This window comes from Pedobacter sp. BMA (assembly GCF_001027745.1).
Lineage (GTDB): Bacteria > Bacteroidota > Bacteroidia > Sphingobacteriales > Sphingobacteriaceae > Pedobacter.
In genome coordinates, this window is the sequence record NZ_LECU01000003.1 from 412,590 (window position 1) to 436,020 (window position 23,431).

Genomic DNA, 23,431 nt, shown 5'->3' on the forward strand with positions numbered 1-23,431 from the left:
TATGAAATTTGATAAACCAGCAGGCAAAAATCCAACTGACCAGATGAAGGTTATTGGTAAGCCACTAGACCGGATTGACGGACCCTTAAAAACTACTGGAACCGCAAAATATGCCTATGAATATAATGAGCCGAACAAAGGTCATGCATATGGATACATTGTGGGCGCAGCCATTGGAAAAGGGCGGATCGATTCCATTAACCAGTACGCGGCCAAAAGAGCTCCTGGAGTTCTCGCCATTGTCACTTATGAAAATGCAGGACCACTTCAAAAAGGTATGTTCTATGTAGACAGGCTTCTGGCAGGTCCGGAAATTGACCATTACCACCAGGCGGTGGCAGTAATTGTTGCAGAGACGTTTGAACAAGCCAGGTCAGCTGCAGCCTTATTGAAAGTAAATTATACGAGGCTCAAAGGATCCTTTGATTTCAAAGCGCTTAAAGATTCTTCCATTACCCCAAAGCGTGGAGCGTATGGTCCGGCCCCTCAAAGTGAAGTAGGTAACTTTAAAGGTGCCTTCGATACAGCCGATGTTAAACTTGACCAGACTTATACCACCCCAGATCAATCCCACGCCATGATGGAACCTCATGCTACTATCGCCAGGTGGGACGGGGATAAATTAACCTGCTGGTGTTCGATACAACAGCTAAACTGGGGTGTACGGGATTTGGCAAATGTTCTTGGCATACCCAAAGAGAATGTTAGACTGATTTCCCGTTTCATTGGAGGAGGTTTTGGTGGTAAAGGTACAGTGCTGTCAGATATAGTTGCTGCATCACTTGGCGCAAGAGCAGCCGGACGTCCGGTAAAAATAGCCCTTCAGAGGCCATTAATCTTTAATAACACGACACATCGTCCGGCTACAATACAGCGAATTAGGATTGGAACTAAAAAAGACGGTACCATTACTGCAATAGGACATGAAAGCTGGTCTGGAAACCTTCCTGGGGGTATGAGTGAATCTGCAACAGCGCCCACCAGTTCACTTTATGCCGGCGCCAATCGTATGCTTCATTTGCGCCAGGCAGTTCTAGACCTTGGGGAAGGTAATGCAATGCGGGCACCAGGAGAGGCTAGCGGGATGATGGCTCTTGAAATTGCAATGGACGAGATGGCTGAAAAGTTAAAGATGGACCCTGTAGCATTCAGGATCCTTAATGATACTCAGGTAGACCCGGCCGAGAATAAACGTAGATTCTCGACACGACTACTGGCGAAATGCTTGAGTGAGGGAGCAGAAAAATTTAATTGGAACAGGCGTCCGGACTCAGTAGGTACCATGAAAGAAGGAAAATGGTTGATTGGGATGGGAGTAGCTTCTGCAGTTCGCGGCGCTCCAATTACTAAATCTGCAGCCCGTGTTCGCCTTAACAAAGATGGGATCGTAACTGTAGAAACTGATATGACAGATCTTGGAACAGGCAGTTATACTATAATCGGACAGACTGCAGCTGAAATGATGGGTGTAGGAATTGAAAAGGTGATTGTAAAGATTGGCGACTCTTCCTTCCCGGAATCTTCAGGATCCGGTGGACAATGGGGAGCTGCTTCGTCGACATCCGGTGTTTACGCCGCCTGCATAAAGCTTCGCGAAGCGGTGGCCAGATCTTTAGGATTTGACCCTGAGAAAACAGAGTTTTCTGATGGGAAAGTACATTCAGGTAGCCGTAGTTTCGTGCTCCGTGCTGCTGTAAAAACAGAGGAAATAGTTGCCGAAGATGAGATGACTTATGGAGAGCTTTCTAAACAATATGCACAGGACACCTTTGGTGCACACTTTGTTGAGGTTGGTGTAAATGTCTATACATGCGAGATACGGGTTAGGCGAATGCTTGCAGTTTGTCATGCTGGTAGAATTTTAAATCCAAAATCGGCACGTAGCCAGGTTATTGGCGCAATGACTATGGGTGTAGGTGCAGCTTTAATGGAAGATCTTGTCGTTGACAAAAACCGGGGTTTCTTTGTAAATCACGATCTGGCAGGCTACGAAGTTCCGGTCCATGCAGACATTCCTTATCAGGAGGTCATTATGTTAGATGATGTCGATCCTACCATGTCGCCTATGAAAGCTAAGGGAATTGGTGAGCTTGGCCTTGTTGGGGTCGCAGCTGCCATTGCCAACGCAGTTTATAATGCAACTGGGGTAAGGGTACGGGAATATCCAATTACTATAGATAAGCTATTAGGAAAGATTAAAATAGATGCCTAAAGTATGCCTATGGTTACTGGGATTCCAGTAACCATCAAAGGCCTTACAGAAATTTATAAATAAACGATCACAACCTATAAATCCAGAAAAACCTGGCCATATTAGTCACCTGTGACATTGTAAGTATGATGAAGCTGTGTCCGTCCGGTCATATTCTGCATTTAATATGTAGGCATACTGCCGCGTGCCCACAATCTTGGATCTGTTAAAGGCGGCCTAAAAAAACCTGCTTTGCCTATCTATAATGTGAATCTGTAAAAGTGGTAAATAATACAGTATTCTGTATAAAACGGCAAAAGCTCAGACTATCGATATTTGTGCTATTACCTTTTAGGAGTTTCGAGCTCGAAAAAGAAATCTAATCGTGGTCATGAAGTTTTAAAATTATTAGATCAAATCACTATGAAAAGCATTGTAAAAATAACGTTGATATCCATCAGCTGCATACTGGGAATAGCATGTAGCAACAATCAAAACCAGGAAAAAATGGAAACAGATAAAAAACAATTAGAAGCGTAGCGCTTAGCTGCAAAGATAACATGGAAGAGAATAATAAAAGTGATTTTAATGAAGGACAATAATCAATCATCAAGAAGAAAGTTTATTCAGCAGACCACACTGGTAGGTGCAGGATTAATATTAGCAGATCCATTACGGGTGCTTTCACAGAACGATCAGCCAGAAATTATGGCCAGCAATATTAAATCAAGGGGATATGCAGGAAAAGATGTGGCAGGGAAAATGGCTCCATGGAACTTTGAAAGAAGAGCTGTGGGTGATAACGATGTGCTAATTGACATAAAATATTCCGGGATCTGCCATTCCGATATCCATACGATAAAAGGGCATTGGGGCGAGCAAAAATACCCTCAGGTTCCAGGGCACGAGATTGCCGGTATCGTAACCGCAGTTGGTAAAAATGTTACCAAGTTTAAAGTGGGCGATAAAGCAGGTGTCGGATGTATGGTAAATAGTTGTATGCAATGTGAGAGCTGCAAAAACGGAGAAGAACACCACTGCGAAACAACGGGAATGGTTGGCACCTACGGCACGCCGGAAAAAAGCTCTCCAACAGGTATTACCCAAGGGGGCTATTCCAACAACATCGTGGTTACGGAGCATTTTGCTATAAAAATCCCTAAAAACATCGAACTTCAATATGCAGCGCCATTGCTTTGTGCTGGGATTACCACCTATTCTCCGATGATGCAGTATAAAATGAGGAAAGGGGACAAAGTTGGTGTGGTTGGTATTGGTGGACTTGGACACATGGCGATAAAAATTGCAGTTTCAAAGGGAGCCGAAGTCTATGCCTTCACCACTTCTGCTTCAAAAACGGATGACATTAAAAAGTTTGGTGCAAAAAAAGTAATCGTCGTTGAGTCAGCAGACAATTTGAAACCCTGGAAAGGCAAGCTTGATTATATGATCTCTACTGTTCCATACAGCTATGAAATGTCGCCATATATAGATTGCGTAAAGCCATATGGCAATTTTACACAGGTTGGCCAGCCTATCAATGGTGCCCTGCCGATCAATAATTTCAACATGATCTTTAACCGAGTAAACTTCAACGGATCAATGATCGGAGGAATTCCGGAGACACAGGAACTAATGGATTATTGTGCAGAAAATAAGATCTATCCACAGATCCAGATTATTAAGGCCGGTGAGATCAATGATGCCTGGGAAAAGGTGGTGAAAAAACAGGCCCGATATCGTTATGTCATTGATGCGGCAACAATATAATACAACAACAAGTATTTAATATTAAATGCAATGAAAGATCAGGTAATATTTATAACAGGAGGAGCTATCGGTATGGGGGAAGCGGTAGCGATTTTGGCGGCTGAAAGAGGCGCTAAAGTGGTAGTAGCAGATGTCAATGAGGAGGCTGCCCGGCAAACGGTAAATAAGATCAAAGCAGCCGGTGGAGAGGCTAGTGCGGTAAAATGCGATGTTTCTTCAGCCAGTGAGGTAGAGGCAGCAATTAAGTTTTCGGTAGATACCTACGGCAAGTTAGATGCGGCATTCAATAATGCCGGTATACAGCCCCGCCCCAAAAAACTGGCAGACCTGAGCGAAGAAGAATATGATCGGGTAATGAATATTAACTTAAAAGGCGTATTTCTTTGTTTGAAATATGAACTGCAGCAGATGCAAAAACAGGGAGGTGGGGTAATTGTCAACAACTCATCTATCGGCGGGCTAAAAGCCGGCCCAGGCAGAGCAGCTTATCACGCCACAAAGCATGGTGTACTAGGCCTTACTAAATCAGCAGCTGTAGAATATGCACCTTTAGGTATTCGCATCAATGCAGTTTGCCCCGGGACGATAGAAACGCCAATGGTCGCAGAAATGTTCGAATTGGGTGATTTGGATAAGCAGGCCAATGAACAGGGAGCTCCGATTAAAAGACTGGGCAAACCTAGCGAAGTAGCTGAAGTCGTATTGTGGCTCTTAAGCCCGGCAGCAAGCTTTATTATTGGTCAGCCAATCTCTGTGGATGGTGGCTTGAGCATTATATAACATAAACAAAATCAATCATGGAAAATAATATCAAAGGTAAAGTAGTAGTCATTACCGGAGCAAGTAGTGGAATGGGCGAAGCAGCTGCTAAATACCTGTCAGCACTTGGAGCAACAGTTGTACTGGGCGCAAGAAGAACTGACAAAATTAAAAAGCTCGCCGAAGATATACAGGAAATGGGCGGAAATGCACTTGCCTATGCTGTGGATGTAACGGTCCGGGAACAGGTAAAGGGGCTGGTAGATGCCGCTGTGGAACAATTTGGACGTGTGGACGTAATTCTTAATAATGCAGGTGTCATGCCGCTATCGCCGATAGACCGCCTAAATTTTGAGGAGTGGGATGCAATGATAGATGTGAATATCAAAGGAGTACTCAATGGTATTGCCGCTGTTCTTCCTTACATGAAAGCGCAAAAATCAGGTCAGATCATCAACACCTCTTCTGTAGCCGGTCATAAAATATTTAACGGATCAGCAGTTTATTCGGCTACTAAATTTGCTGTAAGGGCACTTTCAGAAGGCTTACGTATGGAGGTAAAGCCTTATAATATTCGAACCACAATTGTTTGCCCCGGCGCTGTTAAAACAGAGTTATTGGAACATATCACCGAGGCTGATATTCAGCAGGCTAACAAAGATTATGTGGGAGAAGTGGGAATCAGTCCGGATAGTTTTGCACGTGTGGTTGCTTTTGCAATCAGCCAACCCGAGGATGTAGATATTAATGAAGTCATCTTCCGTCCAACAGCGCAGGAACTTTAGACATGATAAGGAAGCCGGTTTGAACGTATTGAGATCTGGCAGCTAAGCTAAAATAGCTGCCAGTCGTAATTGATATAACCTTATAATAAATATCAAAGATAATCAATTATGGAAAAGCGAAGATTTGGCAATTGCGGATTGGAAGTATCAGCGTTGGACTGGATTGTATGGGTATGAGCTTTGATTATGGCCCTGCAGCTGACAAAGCAGATATGATCGAACTGATTCGTGCAGCAGTTGAAAAAGGCATTAACTTTTTTGATACAGCAGAAGTATACGGTCCGTTTACTAACGAAGGATTACTGGGAGTACAACTTACAAGCTATCGTTATAGCTAAATAGATATGACATCAAAATTAATTGATCAACACGGCAGAACACTCGACTACCTGCGTCTTTCGGTCACAGACCGTTGTAATTTCAGGTGTTATTACTGTATGCCTGAAGAAGGCGTTACTTATGTTCAGCGAAAAGAACTGATGAGCTTCGAAGAGATGCTGCAGTTGACTTCTTTGTTTTGCCGTTTAGGAATCTCTAAAATCCGAATTACTGGCGGTGAGCCTTTTTTACGGCAGGGGATTATGCCTTTTTTGCGCCAGCTGAGTTTTACCGAAAGTTTAAATGAGATTACAGTAACCAGCAACGGCACTTTGTCTGACAATTACCGTAAGGAGCTGTTACAACTTGGAATTCGTAAAATAAATATCAGCCTGGATTCCCTGGACCGTGAGCGTTTTGCTCAAATTACCCGAAGGGACAGTTTTGATAACGTGTTCGGCAGCATTATTAAACTGCTGGATTGGGGCTTTGAGGTAAAGCTCAACTGTGTTGTAGCAAACAATAAAAATATTCAGGACATTATTCCTTTTGTCGAACTGACCAGACATTATGATCTTTCAGTCCGTTTCCTTGAAGAAATGCCGTTCAATGGAAACAGTCAGTCAGCTAACGAATTTTTGTGGGGGCATAAAGAGATAAACAATTATATCTGTGAGCACTACAATAATATTATTCCTCTGTATAATGCGACTAGTTCAACTTCTATCAATTACAGAATCAATGGCTACAATGGCACTTTTGGAATTATCCCCTCGTTCAGCCGGACATTCTGCGGTACTTGTAACCGTGTTCGCCTGTCAGCGACAGGAGAGCTGCGTACCTGTCTTTATGGTGCACCAGTACTGAATCTTCGTGATTTCTTGCGTGAAAAGGTTCCAGTGCCGATGATAGAACAGCAGATTATTGAAGCGGTTTCGAAACGCGCGCGTGATGGTTTTGAAGCGGAATTGAGCGGAGGATCAGTTCATACGTCTATGTCTGCCTTAGGCGGCTAACTATAAATCTCCCTGAAAGCACCCTTTCTAAGTGCTGCTTATTCATCACTAGATACTGATTCAGGAGCCATTAGGCCGATGAGTTTATGCAGCCGGAACTTATTGATGATTTAATACCTGCCAGAAAGTAGCCATGAAGATCGGCTAGAAGTAGAGACTCTTCTACTATATTACCATCTCATTAAAATAAGCTTGACATCTCTCATAATTTCTTGTTATTTGGGATCGTCTAAGAATAGACCGTTTAATGATATAAAATGAAATGAGTATTTGATATGGTAAGGCTAAATTGTCTAAATCGAATGCTTTAAGTCATATTACGTTTATCTGCACTTTGCCGGTATTCCGTTGGAGATACACCTATGGTTCGTAACACATAGCGGCTAAAATAGGAAATGGACGAAAAATTCATTTCCTCCGAGATATCGGTCAGCGTTAATTGTTTATTTCGCAATAGCGTTGTTATTTCGCTGATGGTAAACCGGTCTATCCAAAAGGTAGCCGTGCGGCCACTAACCTTTTTACAGACTTCCGAAAGGTATTTTGGCGTAACAAACAATTTAGAGGCATAATAAGCTACCTCTCTATTTTTCCGATACTCGCCTGTTTCTAAGAGTTCCACAAAACGTCTTAAAAGGAAGGCATTCTGATCAGAGACGGAACTTTTACTATTTATTCGTTTGTGGATATTATAAAGGTCAAGGAAAAATGCAACAACTAAACAACCCATTAATTCATGATAAAACGTATGCGTGATCTCGGGTAGTCGATATGCAATCTGCTTCAGGTCATTGTCACATATTGCCCTTTCTTCAGCTGTGAGTGTAAGAACAGGATTTTGAAGCAGCGCGAGGTTACCGATAATGTCATAGTCGTTATATGGAGAATTTTTGCGAACAAACTGATAGGAAACGTAAAGAACGGTGACATCAAAGTCATCAGAAATAGAAATTTCAGAGACAAGTTTTCCATGCGTCCAAATCACAAAATCACCCTCTTTTATTCTAAAAGAACTTCCTGACATCTGAAAATTGCAATGCCCTTTTTTACAAAGGACATGTATGGCATACAGACTAAACCTGTCAGAGTCTACTTCTTCAAGAGAGTCAGAAAAAACGAGGTCTGACGGCTCAAAACCATAGTAGCCTGGATGCACATTTCCTATAGGTGTAGGGTAGAACGTATTTTTCATTTTTTCTTCTCGCATACAAAACAAAGAAAGTTAAAATATTTAAATAACAGGCTTACAGGTCTTTCATTATTATGATGATTTTAATAATTACTTAAAAACGGAAAAAAGTGAAAATAGTCCCGCCCTGTGTGAAACAGAATAACAAAAGGCACCATGTACTTTTGTCTTAATAAAAAACAAAGATAAAATAGATGAAATCAAGATTAAAAGAGATAATACTGGTAGTTATACTTGCAACATCAAGCGTATCTTCCTATGCACAGAAAAATGAAGATCCAATCGTTTTAAGAACGATGGGCAGCTTATTCTTCGGAGGCACGGTAACGACAATGAAAAGTGGAGAAACATTCCACGGGGATCATGGATACGCGCAGTATTACATCCCACAAAAGTCACGAACCTATCCAATTGTGATGTGGCACGGCATTGGACAATCTGGAAGAACTTACGAATCTACACCTGATGGAAGAGAAGGATATATGTCCATTTTACCACGCAGGGATTGGTCTGTTTACATCATTGACCAACCGCGTCGTGGCCGTGCAGGTTATACCATGTCCAAGATCAACACTACAAATGCTATACCGACCATTTTAAAGGAAAGTGCAGTTTGGGATGCTTTTAGAAACGGAATCTGGAAACAACCCGTAAATCCTTATTTTTTCAAAAAGTCCCAATTTCCTCAATCACCGTATGCTGTAGACCAGTTTTTCCGCCAGCAAGCGCCAGATACCGGCGAGGAGCCACGTACAGATGAGCAAAGGGCATTCATGGGCAAAACAATGTCTAAGCTATTAGACGAGACGGGGCCATCAATTCTTATCACCCACTCAAACAGTGGACAATATGGCTGGGCTACCGCATTAGAAGCGCCAGAGAAGCTAAAGGCAATCGTAGCCTACGAACCAGGACGGGTTGTTTTTCCGGACAGTGAAGTTCCTGATACAATTTCTACATCCCTAGATTTCGTTAATGAAGCGCTGGCTCCGCAATTGGTCCCTATTGATGAATTCAAGAAGTTAACAAAAATGCCAATTCTCATCATTTACGGTGATAATATCTCCACAGAACTGACCGATGTTTTTAATAGTGAAGTTTGGCGGGTAGCCAGTAAACGCGCAAAACAATTCGTTGATGCAGTTAATCGTCACGGCGGGGATGCAAAATTGATCCTGCTAAATGAATTGGGTATCTACGGCAACACACATGCACCTTTTGCGGATTTAAATAATGTTCAAATAGCCGATTTGCTTGAAAAATTTCTCAAAGAAAAAGGACTTGACCAGCGAAAAACTCCACACCAAGGACCTGTTTTAAGAGAGTTAAAAGAATACACAATTCCATTCTCTAAAATAACAAATGATGAAAGTAATCATTTCAACATTAGTGCTGCTGGCGGTAATAACCAGCAGCACACTACACGCACAGGACAAGAATATGAAAACAGCGGAAAAAAACTATAAAAAGTGGTATCCTGAGTATTCCTCTACACTAGATACAACTGATCCTGAACTTTCATCAATTTTTAAGAATTTTGCATTCGGGGAAACTCAGCAATATGGAAATCTGAATGTCAAAACACGGATTATTGTTACCATGGCATCCACCATTGCACAGCATACACCAGGAGAATATCGTAAAACGCTCTACGCAGCATTCGCAAACGGCATAACCCCTGTAGAAATAAAGGAAGTGCTATATCATGCGGTTCCCTATGTCGGCATGCCAAAAGTTGCTGAACTTATTGAGGTAGCCAATGATTTCTTAAAAGAAAATGGCGTAAAGCTTCCGCTGGAAACGCAAGCGGTAGTCAACGAAAATACGCGTTTAGAAAAAGGACTTTCCTTTCAAAAATCCATTTTTGGCAGCCAGATCGATAAACTGTATCAAACATCTCAGGCCGACCAGCTGCATTTTCAAAAATACCTATCGGCCAACTGTTTTGGCGATTATCAAACGCGACCGGTATTTGACGTAAAAACAAGGGAGCTGCTCACTTTTTCAATCCTTATCTCTTTGGGCGGCGCTGAGTCCCAGGTTAAAGGTCACGTTCAGGGAAATGTAAATGTAGGCAATGATAAACAGACCCTGCTTGCAGTGACTACGCAGTTATTACCCTATATCGGTTATCCAAGGACACTCAATGCAGTCACCTGCATCAATGAAATAATTCCGGAAAAGAAATAAAACACCTGACATATGAAAACAGTAACATTAAATAACGGCGTTGAAATGCCGATTTTAGGATTCGGCGTTTTTCAAATTCATGCCGAATGTGAAAGAGCTGTATTAGATGCAATCAATATAGGCTATAGACTGATTGATACCGCTGAATCATACATGAATGAAGAAGCAGTCGGTAATGCAATAAAACGCAGTGGAGTCCCGAGGGAAGAATTATTTATAACCACAAAGATCTGGATACAGAACTATGGCTACGAAAGTACGCTCAAAGCATTTGAGCAGGCATTAAAAAGACTACAGCTGGATTATCTTGATTTATACCTTATGCATTCCCAGTTTGGCGATGTACATGGTACCTGGCGGGCAATGGAAGAATTGTATAAAGCCGGTAAAATCAGAGCGATAGGTGTTTCCAATTTTTACAATGACAGGCTGATGGATCTGATTGTCCACAATGAAATCGTTCCTGCCGTAAATCAAGTGGAAACACATCCTTTTTACCAACAGGAAGAGGCGCAAAGGTTTATGAAGGAGAACAATGTACAGATTGAATCCTGGGGACCACTAGCAGAAGGTCAAAAGGATGTTTTTAATAATGAAGTTCTTGCTTCCATTGGAAAAAAATATAATAAGACCGTCGCACAAGTTATTCTTCGCTGTCTGACTCAGCGCGGGGTGATTGTGATTCCAAAAACAGTGAAAAAAGAGCGGATGGAAGAGAACTTAAACGTTTTCGATTTCAACTTAAGTACTGAAGATATGGAGGCCATTAAAACACTGGATGATAGCAACGGCGCTATGTTTGATTTCCGTGATCCTGCTACGGTAAAATGGTTTGGGGAATATAGAATTGGAGATCCTGTTTAACGCCTGACCTGGATTTTCCTTCTAACACAACAAGTGCACAATAAACATTTGAATACAAATAAATGAAAAAATCAGCAATCATAGCAGTTGTTCTTCTTGCAATATCAGGACAGCTATCAGCACAGCAAAAAGAACAAGATAAACCAAACAAAAGAAACATGAAAGCTACAGCACCATCAAAAATCAGCGATTTTCCTTTAGGAGAGGAGAATGCAGCGTATGCACAGTACTTTACAGGAAAATCGTGGAATGCGCCATTAACCTTTAATAAGTACCTGAACGTCCCGATCAACAACATCACTTTCGAACCCGGTTGCCGTAACAACTGGCACAGCCATACCGGAGGGCAAGTTCTCGTAGCCGTTGGTGGAGTAGGCTACTATCAAGAGCGTGGAAAGAAAGCAGTACGTATGCAGCCTGGAGACGTAATTGAAGTTGGGAAAAACGTTGAGCATTGGCATGGCGCAGCACCAGATAGTTGGTTTTCACATCTTGCCATAACTGGCAATCCACAGACCAATGAAAACACATGGCTTGAGCCAGTTCCTGACAAGGAATACGTAGAAGCAACCAGGAAGTAGTGTTCAAGTGGTAAAATAGCTTTAAAATATATAAACCTTTAAATAAGATTAAAATGGAAACAACTAATAACAAGCCCAGAAGTGTCGTATTGAACAATGGAGTTGAGATGCCTATTTTAGGCTTTGGAGTTTTTCAAATACCTGATGCAGAAGAATGCGAAAGAAGCGTATTTGATGCGTTACAGGCAGGATATCGCTTAATTGATACTGCTGCTGCTTATTTGAATGAGGAAGCCGTGGGTAAGGCTATCAAAAGAAGTGGTGTACCGAGAGAAGAACTGTTTATTACAACAAAGCTTTGGATTCAGGATGCAGGATATGAAAATGCAAAAAAAGCTTTCGATATGTCGCTGAAAAAACTTGGTTTGGACTATCTGGACCTATACCTGATCCACCAACCTTTTGGCGATGTCTATGGTTCCTGGCGGGCAATGGAAGAATTGTACGAGGAAAAGAAGATCCGGGCTATCGGGGTAAGCAATTTTCAACCTGACCGCCTTATGGATTTAATCGTACATAATAAAGTAGTGCCTGTGGTTAATCAAATTGAAACACACCCTTTCCACCAACAAGTAGAAACCCAAAAGTTCCTCAAAGAAAACAAGGTCCAAATTGAATCTTGGGGACCTTTTGCGGAAGGTAAAAATAACCTTTTTGCAAATGAATTGCTGAAAGCTACCGGAGACAAGTATGGCAAAAGTACTGCGCAGGTAGTCTTACGCTGGATGATACAAAGAGATGTAGTTGTTATTCCAAAGTCGGTAAAAAAGGAACGCATTATCGAAAACTTCGATGTCTTTGATTTTGAATTGAGCAGTGAGGATATGGCAGTGATTGGTACACTTGACCAAAAAGTGAGCGCCTTTATAGATCATCGTGATCCTGCTACAGTAAAATGGTTAGGCGAAAATAAGATACATGACTGATTAAAATGCCTTACCGGACGTGTGAATTAAAGGCCTGCCTGTCCGAGCAAACACTACAACAATACTAATTGAATTATAATGCATCGTAGGGTCGATTCAAAACCGGCGGCTCTGTGGGGCAGGCTATTTTATTAAAAGGAGGTTTTTACAATAACTTGATGTGAATACAATCTTAAGTATTAGCGTACTTAATGTAATATAGATTTCAAAAACTTATAAAATTACTATATATGAAAACTAGAAAAATAGGGAAATTGGAAGTATCAGCTGTTGGTTACGGCTGTATGGGCCTTAGTCATGGTTATGGCAATACTACTGAAAAAAGCGATGCATTACGGATAATCCATCAGGCTTATGACCTGGGTTGTACCTTCTTTGACACTGCTGAAGTTTATGGAAAAGGTCATAACGAAGAAGTTGTTGGCGAAGGGCTGCAAGGATTCAGAGACAATATTGTTCTTGCTAGCAAGTTCAATATCCCTAAAAATGACAGTTATACTCCAAATTCACTGTTAAAGGAAATCAGAAGCCATTTAGAGGCATCCTTAAAACGATTGCGTACTGACCGGATTGAATTATACTATCAGCACCGGGTAATTAAGGGTATACCTGTTGAAGATGTAGCCTGGTGCATGGGAGAATTGATTAAAGAAGGCAAAATACTTGGCTGGGGCCAATCACAGTCAACAGAACAAGAAATAAGACGAGCACACGCAGTGACTCCATTAAGCGCAGTTCAGAGCGAATACTCTCTAATGGAACGGATGTTTGAAACGGATGTAATTCCGGCTTGCCAGGAGCTGGGCATTGGCTTTGTTCCCTTTTCACCGCTAGCTAGCGGATTCCTTTCTGGTAAAGGGCAAACCGGCAATAGCTATTCAGGTGACGATGTACGTAGAGTAATTACCCGCTTTGATGAAGAAAATGTTGCTGCCAACCAGCCGCTATTGGATTTGCTTAATAATATAGCTCAGCAAAAACAAGTTACGCCTGCACAAATTTCGCTGGCCTGGATGTTAAAGAAGAAAGACTTTATCGTACCTATCCCTGGAGGTCGTACCCTTGAAAGGATGCAGGAAAATTTTGGAGCTGCCGACATTGACTTTAGTGATGAAGAGTTCATTGCATTTGAGTTTGCACTATCCGGGATTCAAATACATGGCAACCGTACAGATGAAGATGTTGCTAAACTGAAATCCTTGGAGGTTGCCAATACTTAAAGGTCAGGGTTTTCTATTTAAGCAGAAGCCTTCCAAATTTCGAGAGGGCTCTGCTTAAATACTATACGCTTATTGAATGATAAATTTTCTTTGAGATTAAATTTATTCGACCTACAGTGAATAGCTAAAAGAATGAAAATTAAGATAAATAATGAATACTAGCAATCAATCAGCAGTAATAGTTGGTGCCTCACTATGTGGCCTGATGACAGCTATAGCACTAGCCCGGACAGGAATAAAGGTCACAGTTCTTGAGCGATCGGGACCTAACGCGCGTACTGGTGCTGTATTGCAGGTAAACAGTGGGGAGGCGGACTTCTCAGATACGGCAAAACTATTGAGAAAGCTGGCATCTGGTGGCTTAAGGTCTCCAGAGGCATGGAATTCAATTTGGAGTCGGTTACAAGCACAAATAAGTGCAGACACAAACATCGAATTACACTTTAATATACGCGTTCAAAGCATCGCGCAGGATGATACAAGCGCCTGGGTGTTAACAAATAAAGGTGAACGGTTTGCAGGAGACCTGGTAATTGGTGCCGATGGGTATCGAAGTACTGTGCGCATGGCTGTATCACCGGACAAACCTAACGCGACCTTTGCAGGGTATGTGATCTGGGTTGCACTTTTGAACGAACAGGATATCCCGGAAAAGTATCGGCCTTCGGCTAATGCTGGTGTAAGCATGCCAAACGGCATTGGTGATTTTTTGCTTGGGTCGGTCATTGATGGAGAAACAGGATCACGAGAACCCGGGCAGCGAAGATTAGGATGGGCCTGGTATGACAATACCCGGAATAAACTTTTTCGGGAGCTGGGTTGCATCAATGGAAACCTTGTACAGCATTCCCTTAATGGTGCAGACATTCCGGCGAAAACATTAAAAGAGTTAACCAACCAGGCTGCCGTGCGCTGGCCTCAGCCATGGCTTGCTGCTACTCAGTACAGTATCCGATCTCGCAAGCTTACCGGCCTACCAATCTCTGAATATATTCCTGACCAGTTGGTAAAGGGGCGTATTGCCTTAGCAGGTGATGCAGCTCATACGGTAACACCTATAACAGCAATGGGCTTTAACGCCTCATTACAGGATGCAGCTATGCTTGCAGAATCCATTAATAAGGAAACCGATATAATTCAGGCATTGCTTAACTATGAATCAAGCAGGTTAAAGCATGTTCGCAAAATGGTTGAGTCCGGACAATCATTCAGTAGCTCCTTTGGCCGGTAGTAATCGCAATCCCTTCAGAAACATTGAATGACTGAATCAGATAACTCTAAAACTAAACTCTTGTAGTTATGAAAATATCAACAGTTAAAGCATTGGAAAGAACAGCTTTTAACTTCATCCCAGCCGGGACATCACCAATAATACTGGCCTTATTGCTCTTGATTACAACCCTATGTGATGCACAGCAATCTAAATTAATCAATGGAGCAGGACAGGGAAACGATAAGGCCGGAATGAAGTATTCTGAGCTCAATCAGATCAATGCAAACAACTTTGACAAGCTTAAAGTCGCGTGGAGCTGGATATCTCCCGATGCAGAAATTACCCTTAAGCATCCCAAGCTTAAAACCTGGGTATGGGAGTCTACTCCTGTTATGGCGGATGGCGTTCTTTATATCAGCACGTCCATGTCTCAGGTTGCTGCAATTGATGCCAGTAATGGTCATACCCTTTGGGTGTATGATCCCCTGACCTGGTTAAATGGCCTTCCCTCCAATAATGGATTTGTTCACAGAGGAATAACCTACTGGGCAGATGGCAAAGATAAACGGATTGTCATTGGTACTGCGGACGGATTTTTAATTTCTTTGGACGCTAAAACAGGAAAGCCGGTAAATAAGTTCGGGTTAGAGGGCAGAATTGACCTCACACAGGGACTAGGCAGGCCAGTGAAACGAGAACTATACGGAGTATCTTCACCTGTAGTCATCTGCAAGGATGTAATTGTGGTTGGCTCTAAGGTTGATGATGTGCCTTCAGAATTACCCATGCCACCGGGAGACGTCAGGGGATTCGACGTGCGTACAGGGAAACAGAAATGGATATTCCATGCTATTCCCCAGGAAGGGGAAGCAGGAAACGAAACCTGGAAAGATGGTTCCTGGAAACAAATGGGAAGTACCAATGTCTGGACTCTAATGAGTGCTGATGACGATCTAGGCTATGTCTATTTACCATTCAGCACACCATCAGACGATAGCTATGGTGGCAAACGACCTGGAGACAATCTTTTTGGTGAAAGCCTGGTATGTCTTGATGCTTCGACCGGTAAGCGGGTCTGGCACTATCAAATGGTCCACCATGGACTTTGGGACTATGATCTGCCTGCTGCGCCGAATCTGATGGATATTAATGTGGGCAATAAACTGATTAAGGCGGTTGCACAGGTTACAAAACAAGGGTTTACCTACGTATTTGATCGGACTAGTGGAAAACCAGTCTGGCCCATCGTAGAAAAGCCTGTCCCACAATCCAATGTTCCGGGGGAGGAGTCTTCACCAACACAGCCTTTTCCAACAAAGCCAGCACCGTTTGACCGCCAGGGGATGACCGCAGATGATCTTGTAGATTTTACGCCCAAATTACGGGAACAGGCAATGAAAGTGTTTTCTAAATACCATTCAGGGGTTTTGTATACACCTCCGGCGTTAGATAAGCCAACCATAAAAATGCCTGGTATTGCAGGCGGGGCAAGTTGGTCTGGGGCGGCTTTTGATCCCAGGACGCAAACCTTATACATTCCATCAAACACTTTTCCTTACGTGGTGGAACTGGTAAAATCGGAGGTCAAAGGGTACAGCTTGATTGGGAAAAATATGCCTGTAGAAAGCATTGATGAAGTGCCAATATGGAAACCACCTTACGGACGTGTTACAGCGATTGATATGCAAACTGGCCTTCACAAATGGATGACACCAATCGGAGATATCGGAAAAGATAATGCTAGGCTAAAAGGCCTTGGATTACCCAAATTGGGCAGGGCAGCACGAACTCATATTCTGTTAACCGAAACATTGCTGATTGCCGGGCAGGAAGGCACTACCCAAAGAGAATCAGACGATCAACCTGCCACTTTTCAAATAAAGAATCCAAAATTAGAAGCATACGACAAATCTGATGGACACTTTATAGGTGAGATCCCATTGCCAAGGAATGTCACCGCTGCTCCAATGACCTATGAGTTGAATGGTAAACAATATATTGCTATCACAACCGGCGGGGCAAATCTGACACCAGAGTTAATCGTACTTAGCTTATAGTAATTATAGATAACAACTAAAAACATATTTTATGAAAAGATACACTATCCTTATTTATTGCCTTAGCCTGTCTTGTAGTTTTTTAAAAAGCAAGCCTGTTCAGGCCGCGCAACAGACAGATAGCGCTAAACATGCCGAGCCAATTGACTCAACACTCTTTATAAAGGGAAATGTAACACCAAAACTGCTTTCCAATCAGTTTCTTGTTACCGAAGGTGCTGCTGTCGGCAGTGATGGCACACTTTATTTTAATGATATTAATGATGATAAAACTTATAAGTATTCACCGCAAGGGCAGCTGAGTGTCTTTAAATTGAATTCAGGTAATTTAAGTGGAATGTACATGGATCCTAACGGCAACCTGGCAGCTTGCTCAAGTTCGAGCCATCAACTACTCATGCTAGATAAAAAGGGAAAAATAACTACACTGCTGGGCAAAAACGATTTCGAACCTTTAAACGGCCCAAACGATCTATGGATAAATAAAAAGGGCGACATTTATTTTACGGATCCATATTATCCTCCTTCAGATGGATCTACCTCAATTATCCGATCTGACACCGCCAGTCAGCGGGTACTATTGTTAAAGAAAGGACAAACCAGCAAAGTAGTTACGATAGAGGGAGAATTAATTAAACCAAACGGCATTGTAGGGACTGCAGATGGACATATGCTTTATATTGCAGACATTAAAGCTGACAAAACATATAGGTACAGTATAAATGCTGACGGAACGCTTAAAGACAAGGTCGTGTTTTTCAATAAGGGCGCAGACGGCATTACTTTAGATGAAAGAGGCAATCTTTACCTAACAGGTAAAATGATTACGGTTGTAAACCCAAAAGGAGTTCAAATTGCAGTCATTCGAACTCCCTCAGAAACTATCACGAATCTATGTTTTGGTGGGTCTAACCACGATGTGTTATTAATTACAGCAATGAAGGAAGTATATATATTGCCAATGAATGTCAAAGGAATTGAATAACTAAATGCGATTAAGTCAATTGGGCAGATGAATATCAATTATAATTATACGGATTACACTTAAATACATCGAAGCAAGAATAATTAATCCCTAGTTTGTATAGATGGTTCTCGTTAGTTAGTTAGTTAGTTTTATTTTTCAGCTTTACGGCAAAAAGAGAAATGGTCGTATGTGAGGCAATTTATTGCTTGTGTACTTAACTTATCATTATTCCCTCGTTATTTGATAGGCAATCAGCGATTTAGGGCTTGGAAATACTATCTGTTATAAAAGGGTTTATTTTTTATCTTCCTAATTTCCGCTTACTTACTAACTTCTCATAAACTCATTCCATTAATCAAACATAAAATTCAGTTTTTGATAATGAGTAAATGATAATTTTTAGGTCGAAACAACCGTTCATTTTATGCTGGAAAAGGATATTCCGATGGGGAACTTTGTTGCAGGTGTCTGCTAAGTAAATCGCATGCGATATGTCTTTTTTATCACATGTTTGGATTTTTTATAATCAATTTATTAAATTAGCACTATCCCCATTGTTTCAGATCATCTCATGATTTACACAGCGTTTAAAAACTGTTAAATCTTTTTATCATGAGTAAAATACCGCTAACCGGTTTAAGACATCCGGTGACTATTGACTATGCAATCTATAAGCCTGCGCCTCCAGATTAGTTTACAAATACACTAAGCTGGAAATCTAATAATATATAAATAAACAAATAATATCAATTAGGGTTTCAGCGCTTAAGACCTTCGCAATTCCCTTACCATGGGTAAAAAACCAAACAAGATCACTTCATTTCTCAACAAAAACTCACATGAATAAAAACGCTCCATTCGACTACAAAATTTGCCTATCTGCACTCGTTTACACCACCCGTGAAATCCAAACACAATTTTATGATTTCTGCTTATTCCTCACTTTCAAAAAAAGCCTGAAGCACTATGGCTATAATTTAAAAGAGTTGGATGAAGAGATTTTGGTTCAGGATGCCGATTTCTTCGCAACCGTTGAAGATCCGTTTGTGGTAAGATCATACCAATCCATGATTGTTTGTATAACATTAGCAAACGATATAGAATTGAGACATGGCATCACCACATTTGAATGCCTGGACAGTACCGAGATCGAAGAAGCATCAGCACGCTATAGTCCTACCATACAGGATCACCTCATCACCAAAAGTTATGCTCAGCTATTGTTCCATTTCATCACATTCTACGATTCCATTTTACTGAGCCTTTACTATTATGCCTGCGCCCTGACTTTAGAAAGCTACGATATACCTAAACAGATGCGAACCCGTCTGGATTATTCTTTTGAAGGAAGCTACAAACACCTCGATTTGAAAAATGCCGATGTGGTAATGGTATTGGAAACAATGGAAGGATTTAGTAAAGAGCAGCTAAACATCAAGGATTTGGTTGAGAAGTTAAAACCCAATATCAGTTGCCCGAAGGTGTAAAGGTAATTTGTCAAATGAAATTCAAAACCAAGGCTCAACACCAGGCGCTTTGACAATCTGTTTTACCAGCGGGCTTTTTGTTCGTACTTTAGGCCTGAAGCAACGATAAAGGCTAAATTCCCTCAATGGTGAGCTACAGGTTTTAGATCATCTCCGGCCAGGTATATATTGAACAGGTCTTCGGGGCGATAAGAATTTACATACAGATTCGTAATTGGTGTCTACTAAACACCAATTACGAATTTGTTTCTAATTAAAAAGTTGCAAACATTTTCTGGGAGCTACCTTAAGTCAATTACAGTAGTATTGATTTCACTTGTAAGTTATTTAGCCTCTAAGGCTGACTAGGAAATATAGCTTGAACTTAACAATTGTCTCAAAAAACGAATGTTTTTCCACCGGTTGCTTCTTGCTTTGAGCTAATGATTTCCTTAAAGTTCGGCAAAACCAAATTGCTCATAAAGTGTTTAGATGTAAATAAAATCTAAAGCCCTTGTCATTGAAATCTTTATCAAAAACCCGATGGCGGATTGAGCCGGGCCGTATAACAGTTTACCCATACGGCCTATCCTATATTCTTGCTGCCATACTGTCCATTTTTTTCCTGAGCGGATACCTGGTCTATCTTTATTATCTCCGAAATTCTTTTACTTCTTCTCTGCCACTACTTATTATCCTGATGGCGGTCGTTACCTTGTTCATCCTGTGGGCGGGCACATCTGTAGAGTTTGACACTAGTGCTGGCATCATGCGAAAAAAAATAATGGGCTTGCTAACCATATCCTCTCTTCCCTTTTCTAAAATATACGGCATTTCACCTGTTTCCAACATGGCTGGTTCCTATACCTACAGGCTATTTAAAAAAAATGATCGATACGGAAAAGGGATATTGGTATCATCCAGTTATGGAAAAAATGATGATCCCAATGCAATCGCCTTTGTCGATGAGGTTATCACACCTATACACCGTCATCTGGAAGCGCATGATAGCCCGGGAGATTTCGCCCCACACCATATTGATGAGTATAAGTTTTTTATCCCAAATGGTGGCGCATACATTCTTAAAAGGAACAGAATCGGCAGTCTGCTACTTGGCGTTTGTCTTTTGGCTATAGGCGTTCATGAAATTACCCCCTATGCATGGCTCGGCGGCGGCTTTAATATCGGTAGAGTTTGCTTTCTGCTTTTTACCCTGGTTGGAGGACCGGCCATTATCCTGTCAGGTTTTACCGAAATCACTTTTGACAAGGGTTCCAGAATGCTCACGCGAAAAAACCCTATCGGATTGGGGAACAGAACTTATTCATTTGATGATTTTAATGGAATTCAAACGGTTAGAAAATCAACTAATATGATTTATTCGGGAACCGATGTACAGTTATATTTTTTAATACCAGGCAAGCAGAAAGAAGATGTATTGGTTTTATCAAGTTTCTTTAGCACAAAAAAAGTGGAACGCTTTGTAGCGGAAGTTAACAGCATCCTTATTAAGCAAACCATATAACTATTGCGCTATCTAACCATCCACGGTAGCTGTTTTCAGGTTTTCAACTCTATAAAATCTATCAAATAATCTGGGAAGATCGGCTTGGCTAATCCCCATTCCTGAGTCTATAATCCTAAAAATAGCGTTGTGTTGATCTGCGAAGCAATCAATAAATATTTCAGTATTATTAGGTGAATATTTAATAGCATTACTAATCAGATTATTAATCACCTGACCTAGTTTATCTCCATCTGCATTGATAAATAGTTTATCACTAAACTTTTGAGTAATATGATGACCACTACTTGTATTCATATATTCATCAACCACTGCCCTAACCACGTTCGTCAATTCAATCGTTGCCAAATCCATTCCAATTTTAAACTGCTGGGATTAGGGTTTAAATACAGGTATACTAAAGAAAAAGGTCGATCCTTTTTGGGGAATACTTTTTACCCATATCCTACCATGATGTCTCTGGATAATTTCTGAACACAGGTAGAGACCGATCCCAAATCCAGATATGCCTGCCGTGTTATTTCCCTCCACCCGATAATAACGGTCGAACAATTTTTCCAGGTCTTTTTCAGCGATACCCATACCCTCATCATTTACGCTTACCCTGGCACAACCTTCCTCTGCCACACAGGCAATCCGGATAGTAGTATCTGGTGCGGAGTACTTTAGTGCGTTGCTGATCAGGTTAGTAATGACCTGGCCAATCTTATCGCGATCGCCTTCTACCCAGGTTGTTAATACGGGTTCGAAAATAATATGATGGGTAGTATTGGCTGGAATCGTTTCCTCTTCAATTTCCTTTACCAGGTCTTTCATATCGAAGCGGTGTTTATCTATATGGATTTTGCCGGCCTCCAGGCGGGAGACATTCAGAAAACCATTGATCATTGTTGTCATTTTGCTCACCTGCTTCCTTCCTTTCTCGAGTATGGTTTGTGAAAGCCTATCCTCGCCCTTTTTTGCCTTCGCTTCGAGCACTTGAAGAAAGCCACTCAAAGAGGTGAGCGGTGTTTTCAGCTCATGGCTAACCATGGCAATAAAATCATTTTTGCGCTGATCATCCTTTTTTGCTTCGGTAATATCCATAACAATGCCCGAGAAGTTGTCTAATTCTCCTTTTTCATCTTGAGTAACCCGGCCAAGCGAGCGTAGCCAAATGATCTCGTTATCGTTAAAGCGCTTCTGCTGATAAGTGATATCATAATCTAACCCTTCTCTGATCGACCTTTCGATATCGGCCAGAATGATTGGTCGGAACTCCTCAGTTACTTGCCCGATAGCCTGTTCATAAGTCATTGGCAAACTGCTTTCATACCCGAAAATCCTGGCCAGCATATCGTTGTATTGCAGGTTTTTTGATAGCGGGTTAATGTGCCAGATCCCCAGGCGAGCTGCTGAAACTGCTAAATTGAATTGCTTGTTCAAACGTTCCAAATCATTGCGGGCCTTAACCTGATCGGTTACATCAACAGCCATATCGATCACGCCGGTGATTTGACCATCCTCGATCAGAGGGCTATAGGAGAAATCATAATACCCGGTTTCCTGTTGCCCATTGCGTATCAAAGTAACTTGATTACCATAACCACGAATGGTTTCGCCGGTTGTGAATACCTTACAAAGCAGTTGGTAAGCTTCTTGCCCGGCCAGTTCTGGTATCGCATCAAGTAAAGACTTGCCAACAATGTCTGTGGTTTTGCCCAATAATTCAAGCATTTGAGGGTTGGCAGCCTCGATGTTTAGATCAATACCACGAAATAAAACAATAGCAACAGGTGCCTGGTTGATTAAACTGCGGCCACGTGCATCACTTAACAAACTGGCACTAAGTAATTGTTTGTTTTCTTCGTCAGCCGCTTTCAACAACCTGACGTTCCGTCTGAGTTCCATTTTATCCATCACCTGGCGGGCGATAATCCTCAAGGCTTTCTTTTGTTGATCCGTAAGCTTTTTCGCAACCGAATCGATTACGCAAAGTGAGCCTAAAGCAAACCCTTCCTGATTTACAAGAGGAACGCCTGCATAAAATGCAATATCAGGATGACCTGTTACCAATGGATTATCGCTAAACCGCTCATCCTGGGTCGCATCCTCTATCTCCATCAATTCTTTAGGGTCGAGAATTGCATGAGCGCAAAAAGAGTAAGCCCTGTCTGTTTCTGCAACTCCCAGACCATAGTTAGATTTGAACCATTGCCTTTCCTTGTCCACCAGGCTAATCAAGGCGATTGGTGTACCGCAGATACCCGCCGCCAACTCAGTCAGGTCGTTATATTCCTCTTCCGGGAGTGTATCCAAAATTTGGTACGAATGGAGCGCAAGAAGACGATCTTGTTCATTCTGCGTTTGAGAATAGACTGACATATTTTATTTTAGAATTCATCAAAGATACAC

At 41.7% G+C, this 23,431-nt stretch carries 20 protein-coding genes; 17 read left to right on the top strand and 3 right to left on the bottom strand.

Annotated elements, in window-relative coordinates; all coding sequences use genetic code 11:
- Window position 1 precedes the first annotated feature (1 nt).
- From paoC to moaA, 6 genes are all read left to right on the top strand, one after another.
- Window positions 2-2,212, top strand: coding sequence for an aldehyde oxidoreductase molybdenum-binding subunit PaoC (gene paoC, locus AB669_RS06135; RefSeq protein WP_047798399.1), 2,211 nt, complete (start codon window positions 2-4; stop codon window positions 2,210-2,212).
- Window positions 2,213-2,779: 567 nt separating this feature from the next.
- Entirely contained in the window at window positions 2,780-3,961 is a 1,182-nt protein-coding gene (locus tag AB669_RS06140; RefSeq protein ID WP_047798400.1) for an NAD(P)-dependent alcohol dehydrogenase, read from the top strand.
- Between the two features lie 30 nt (window positions 3,962-3,991).
- Window positions 3,992-4,741, top strand: coding sequence for an SDR family NAD(P)-dependent oxidoreductase (locus AB669_RS06145; protein WP_047798401.1), 750 nt, complete (start codon window positions 3,992-3,994; stop codon window positions 4,739-4,741).
- A 17-nt stretch (window positions 4,742-4,758) separates the two neighbouring features.
- Window positions 4,759-5,505 (top strand): SDR family oxidoreductase, encoded by a 747-nt coding sequence (locus AB669_RS06150; protein ID WP_047798402.1) that lies wholly within the window; start codon window positions 4,759-4,761, stop codon window positions 5,503-5,505.
- Window positions 5,506-5,636: 131 nt separating this feature from the next.
- Window positions 5,637-5,843: an aldo/keto reductase gene (locus tag AB669_RS21770; protein WP_231582634.1), complete on the top strand. Its 207-nt coding sequence runs from the start codon at window positions 5,637-5,639 to the stop codon at window positions 5,841-5,843.
- A gap of 6 nt (window positions 5,844-5,849) precedes the next feature.
- Window positions 5,850-6,839, top strand: a complete 990-nt coding sequence (moaA, locus tag AB669_RS06155; protein WP_047798403.1) for a GTP 3',8-cyclase MoaA — start codon at window positions 5,850-5,852, stop codon at window positions 6,837-6,839.
- A 307-nt stretch (window positions 6,840-7,146) separates the two neighbouring features.
- Here the strand turns inward: moaA and AB669_RS06160 are convergent, their stop codons facing one another.
- Entirely contained in the window at window positions 7,147-8,031 is an 885-nt protein-coding gene (locus AB669_RS06160) for an AraC family transcriptional regulator (RefSeq protein ID WP_082120608.1), read from the bottom strand.
- Window positions 8,032-8,222: 191 nt separating this feature from the next.
- Here AB669_RS06160 and AB669_RS06165 point away from each other — a divergent pair, with 191 nt between their 5' ends.
- The 11 genes from AB669_RS06165 (at window position 8,223) to AB669_RS06215 (ending at window position 21,037) form a co-directional block, all read left to right on the top strand.
- Window positions 8,223-9,494 (top strand): alpha/beta fold hydrolase, encoded by a 1,272-nt coding sequence (locus AB669_RS06165; RefSeq protein ID WP_053058289.1) that lies wholly within the window; start codon window positions 8,223-8,225, stop codon window positions 9,492-9,494.
- A complete protein-coding gene (locus tag AB669_RS06170) occupies window positions 9,469-10,218 on the top strand; it encodes a carboxymuconolactone decarboxylase family protein (protein WP_047798404.1) in 750 nt (249 codons plus the stop codon). The genes AB669_RS06165 and AB669_RS06170 overlap by 26 nt, the downstream gene beginning before the upstream one ends.
- Before the next feature lie 12 nt (window positions 10,219-10,230).
- Window positions 10,231-11,082 carry an aldo/keto reductase gene (locus AB669_RS06175; protein ID WP_047798405.1) on the top strand — a complete coding sequence of 284 codons (852 nt, stop codon included), beginning with the start codon at window positions 10,231-10,233 and terminating at the stop codon, window positions 11,080-11,082.
- 62 nt (window positions 11,083-11,144) lie between these two features.
- Window positions 11,145-11,663, top strand: a complete 519-nt coding sequence (locus AB669_RS06180) for a cupin domain-containing protein (protein WP_047798406.1) — start codon at window positions 11,145-11,147, stop codon at window positions 11,661-11,663.
- A gap of 53 nt (window positions 11,664-11,716) precedes the next feature.
- Window positions 11,717-12,589 (top strand): aldo/keto reductase, encoded by an 873-nt coding sequence (locus tag AB669_RS06185; RefSeq protein ID WP_047798407.1) that lies wholly within the window; start codon window positions 11,717-11,719, stop codon window positions 12,587-12,589.
- Window positions 12,590-12,819: 230 nt separating this feature from the next.
- Window positions 12,820-13,809: an aldo/keto reductase gene (locus AB669_RS06190; protein ID WP_047798408.1), complete on the top strand. Its 990-nt coding sequence runs from the start codon at window positions 12,820-12,822 to the stop codon at window positions 13,807-13,809.
- 151 nt (window positions 13,810-13,960) lie between these two features.
- Window positions 13,961-15,040, top strand: a complete 1,080-nt coding sequence (locus AB669_RS06195; RefSeq protein ID WP_047798409.1) for an FAD-dependent monooxygenase — start codon at window positions 13,961-13,963, stop codon at window positions 15,038-15,040.
- 68 nt (window positions 15,041-15,108) lie between these two features.
- Complete coding sequence (locus tag AB669_RS06200; RefSeq protein ID WP_082120604.1) at window positions 15,109-17,079, top strand: pyrroloquinoline quinone-dependent dehydrogenase; 1,971 nt, start codon at window positions 15,109-15,111, stop codon at window positions 17,077-17,079.
- A 31-nt stretch (window positions 17,080-17,110) separates the two neighbouring features.
- Window positions 17,111-18,064 carry an SMP-30/gluconolactonase/LRE family protein gene (locus AB669_RS06205; RefSeq protein WP_053058290.1) on the top strand — a complete coding sequence of 318 codons (954 nt, stop codon included), beginning with the start codon at window positions 17,111-17,113 and terminating at the stop codon, window positions 18,062-18,064.
- Window positions 18,065-18,885: 821 nt separating this feature from the next.
- The gene (locus tag AB669_RS06210) at window positions 18,886-19,533 is read left to right on the top strand and encodes a hypothetical protein (protein WP_047798410.1); all 648 of its coding nucleotides are present in this window, start codon (window positions 18,886-18,888) and stop codon (window positions 19,531-19,533) included.
- Between the two features lie 499 nt (window positions 19,534-20,032).
- The gene (locus tag AB669_RS06215) at window positions 20,033-21,037 is read left to right on the top strand and encodes a hypothetical protein (RefSeq protein WP_197082365.1); all 1,005 of its coding nucleotides are present in this window, start codon (window positions 20,033-20,035) and stop codon (window positions 21,035-21,037) included.
- Between the two features lie 12 nt (window positions 21,038-21,049).
- On the opposite strand, the gene AB669_RS06220 is transcribed toward AB669_RS06215, so the two are convergent.
- Both AB669_RS06220 and AB669_RS21475 read right to left on the bottom strand, forming a co-directional pair.
- A complete protein-coding gene (locus AB669_RS06220; RefSeq protein ID WP_047798412.1) occupies window positions 21,050-21,391 on the bottom strand; it encodes a cell wall metabolism sensor histidine kinase WalK in 342 nt (113 codons plus the stop codon).
- Window positions 21,392-21,412: 21 nt separating this feature from the next.
- Window positions 21,413-23,401, bottom strand: coding sequence for an ATP-binding protein (locus AB669_RS21475; RefSeq protein WP_053058293.1), 1,989 nt, complete (start codon window positions 23,399-23,401; stop codon window positions 21,413-21,415).
- Between the last annotated feature and the right edge of the window lie 30 nt (window positions 23,402-23,431).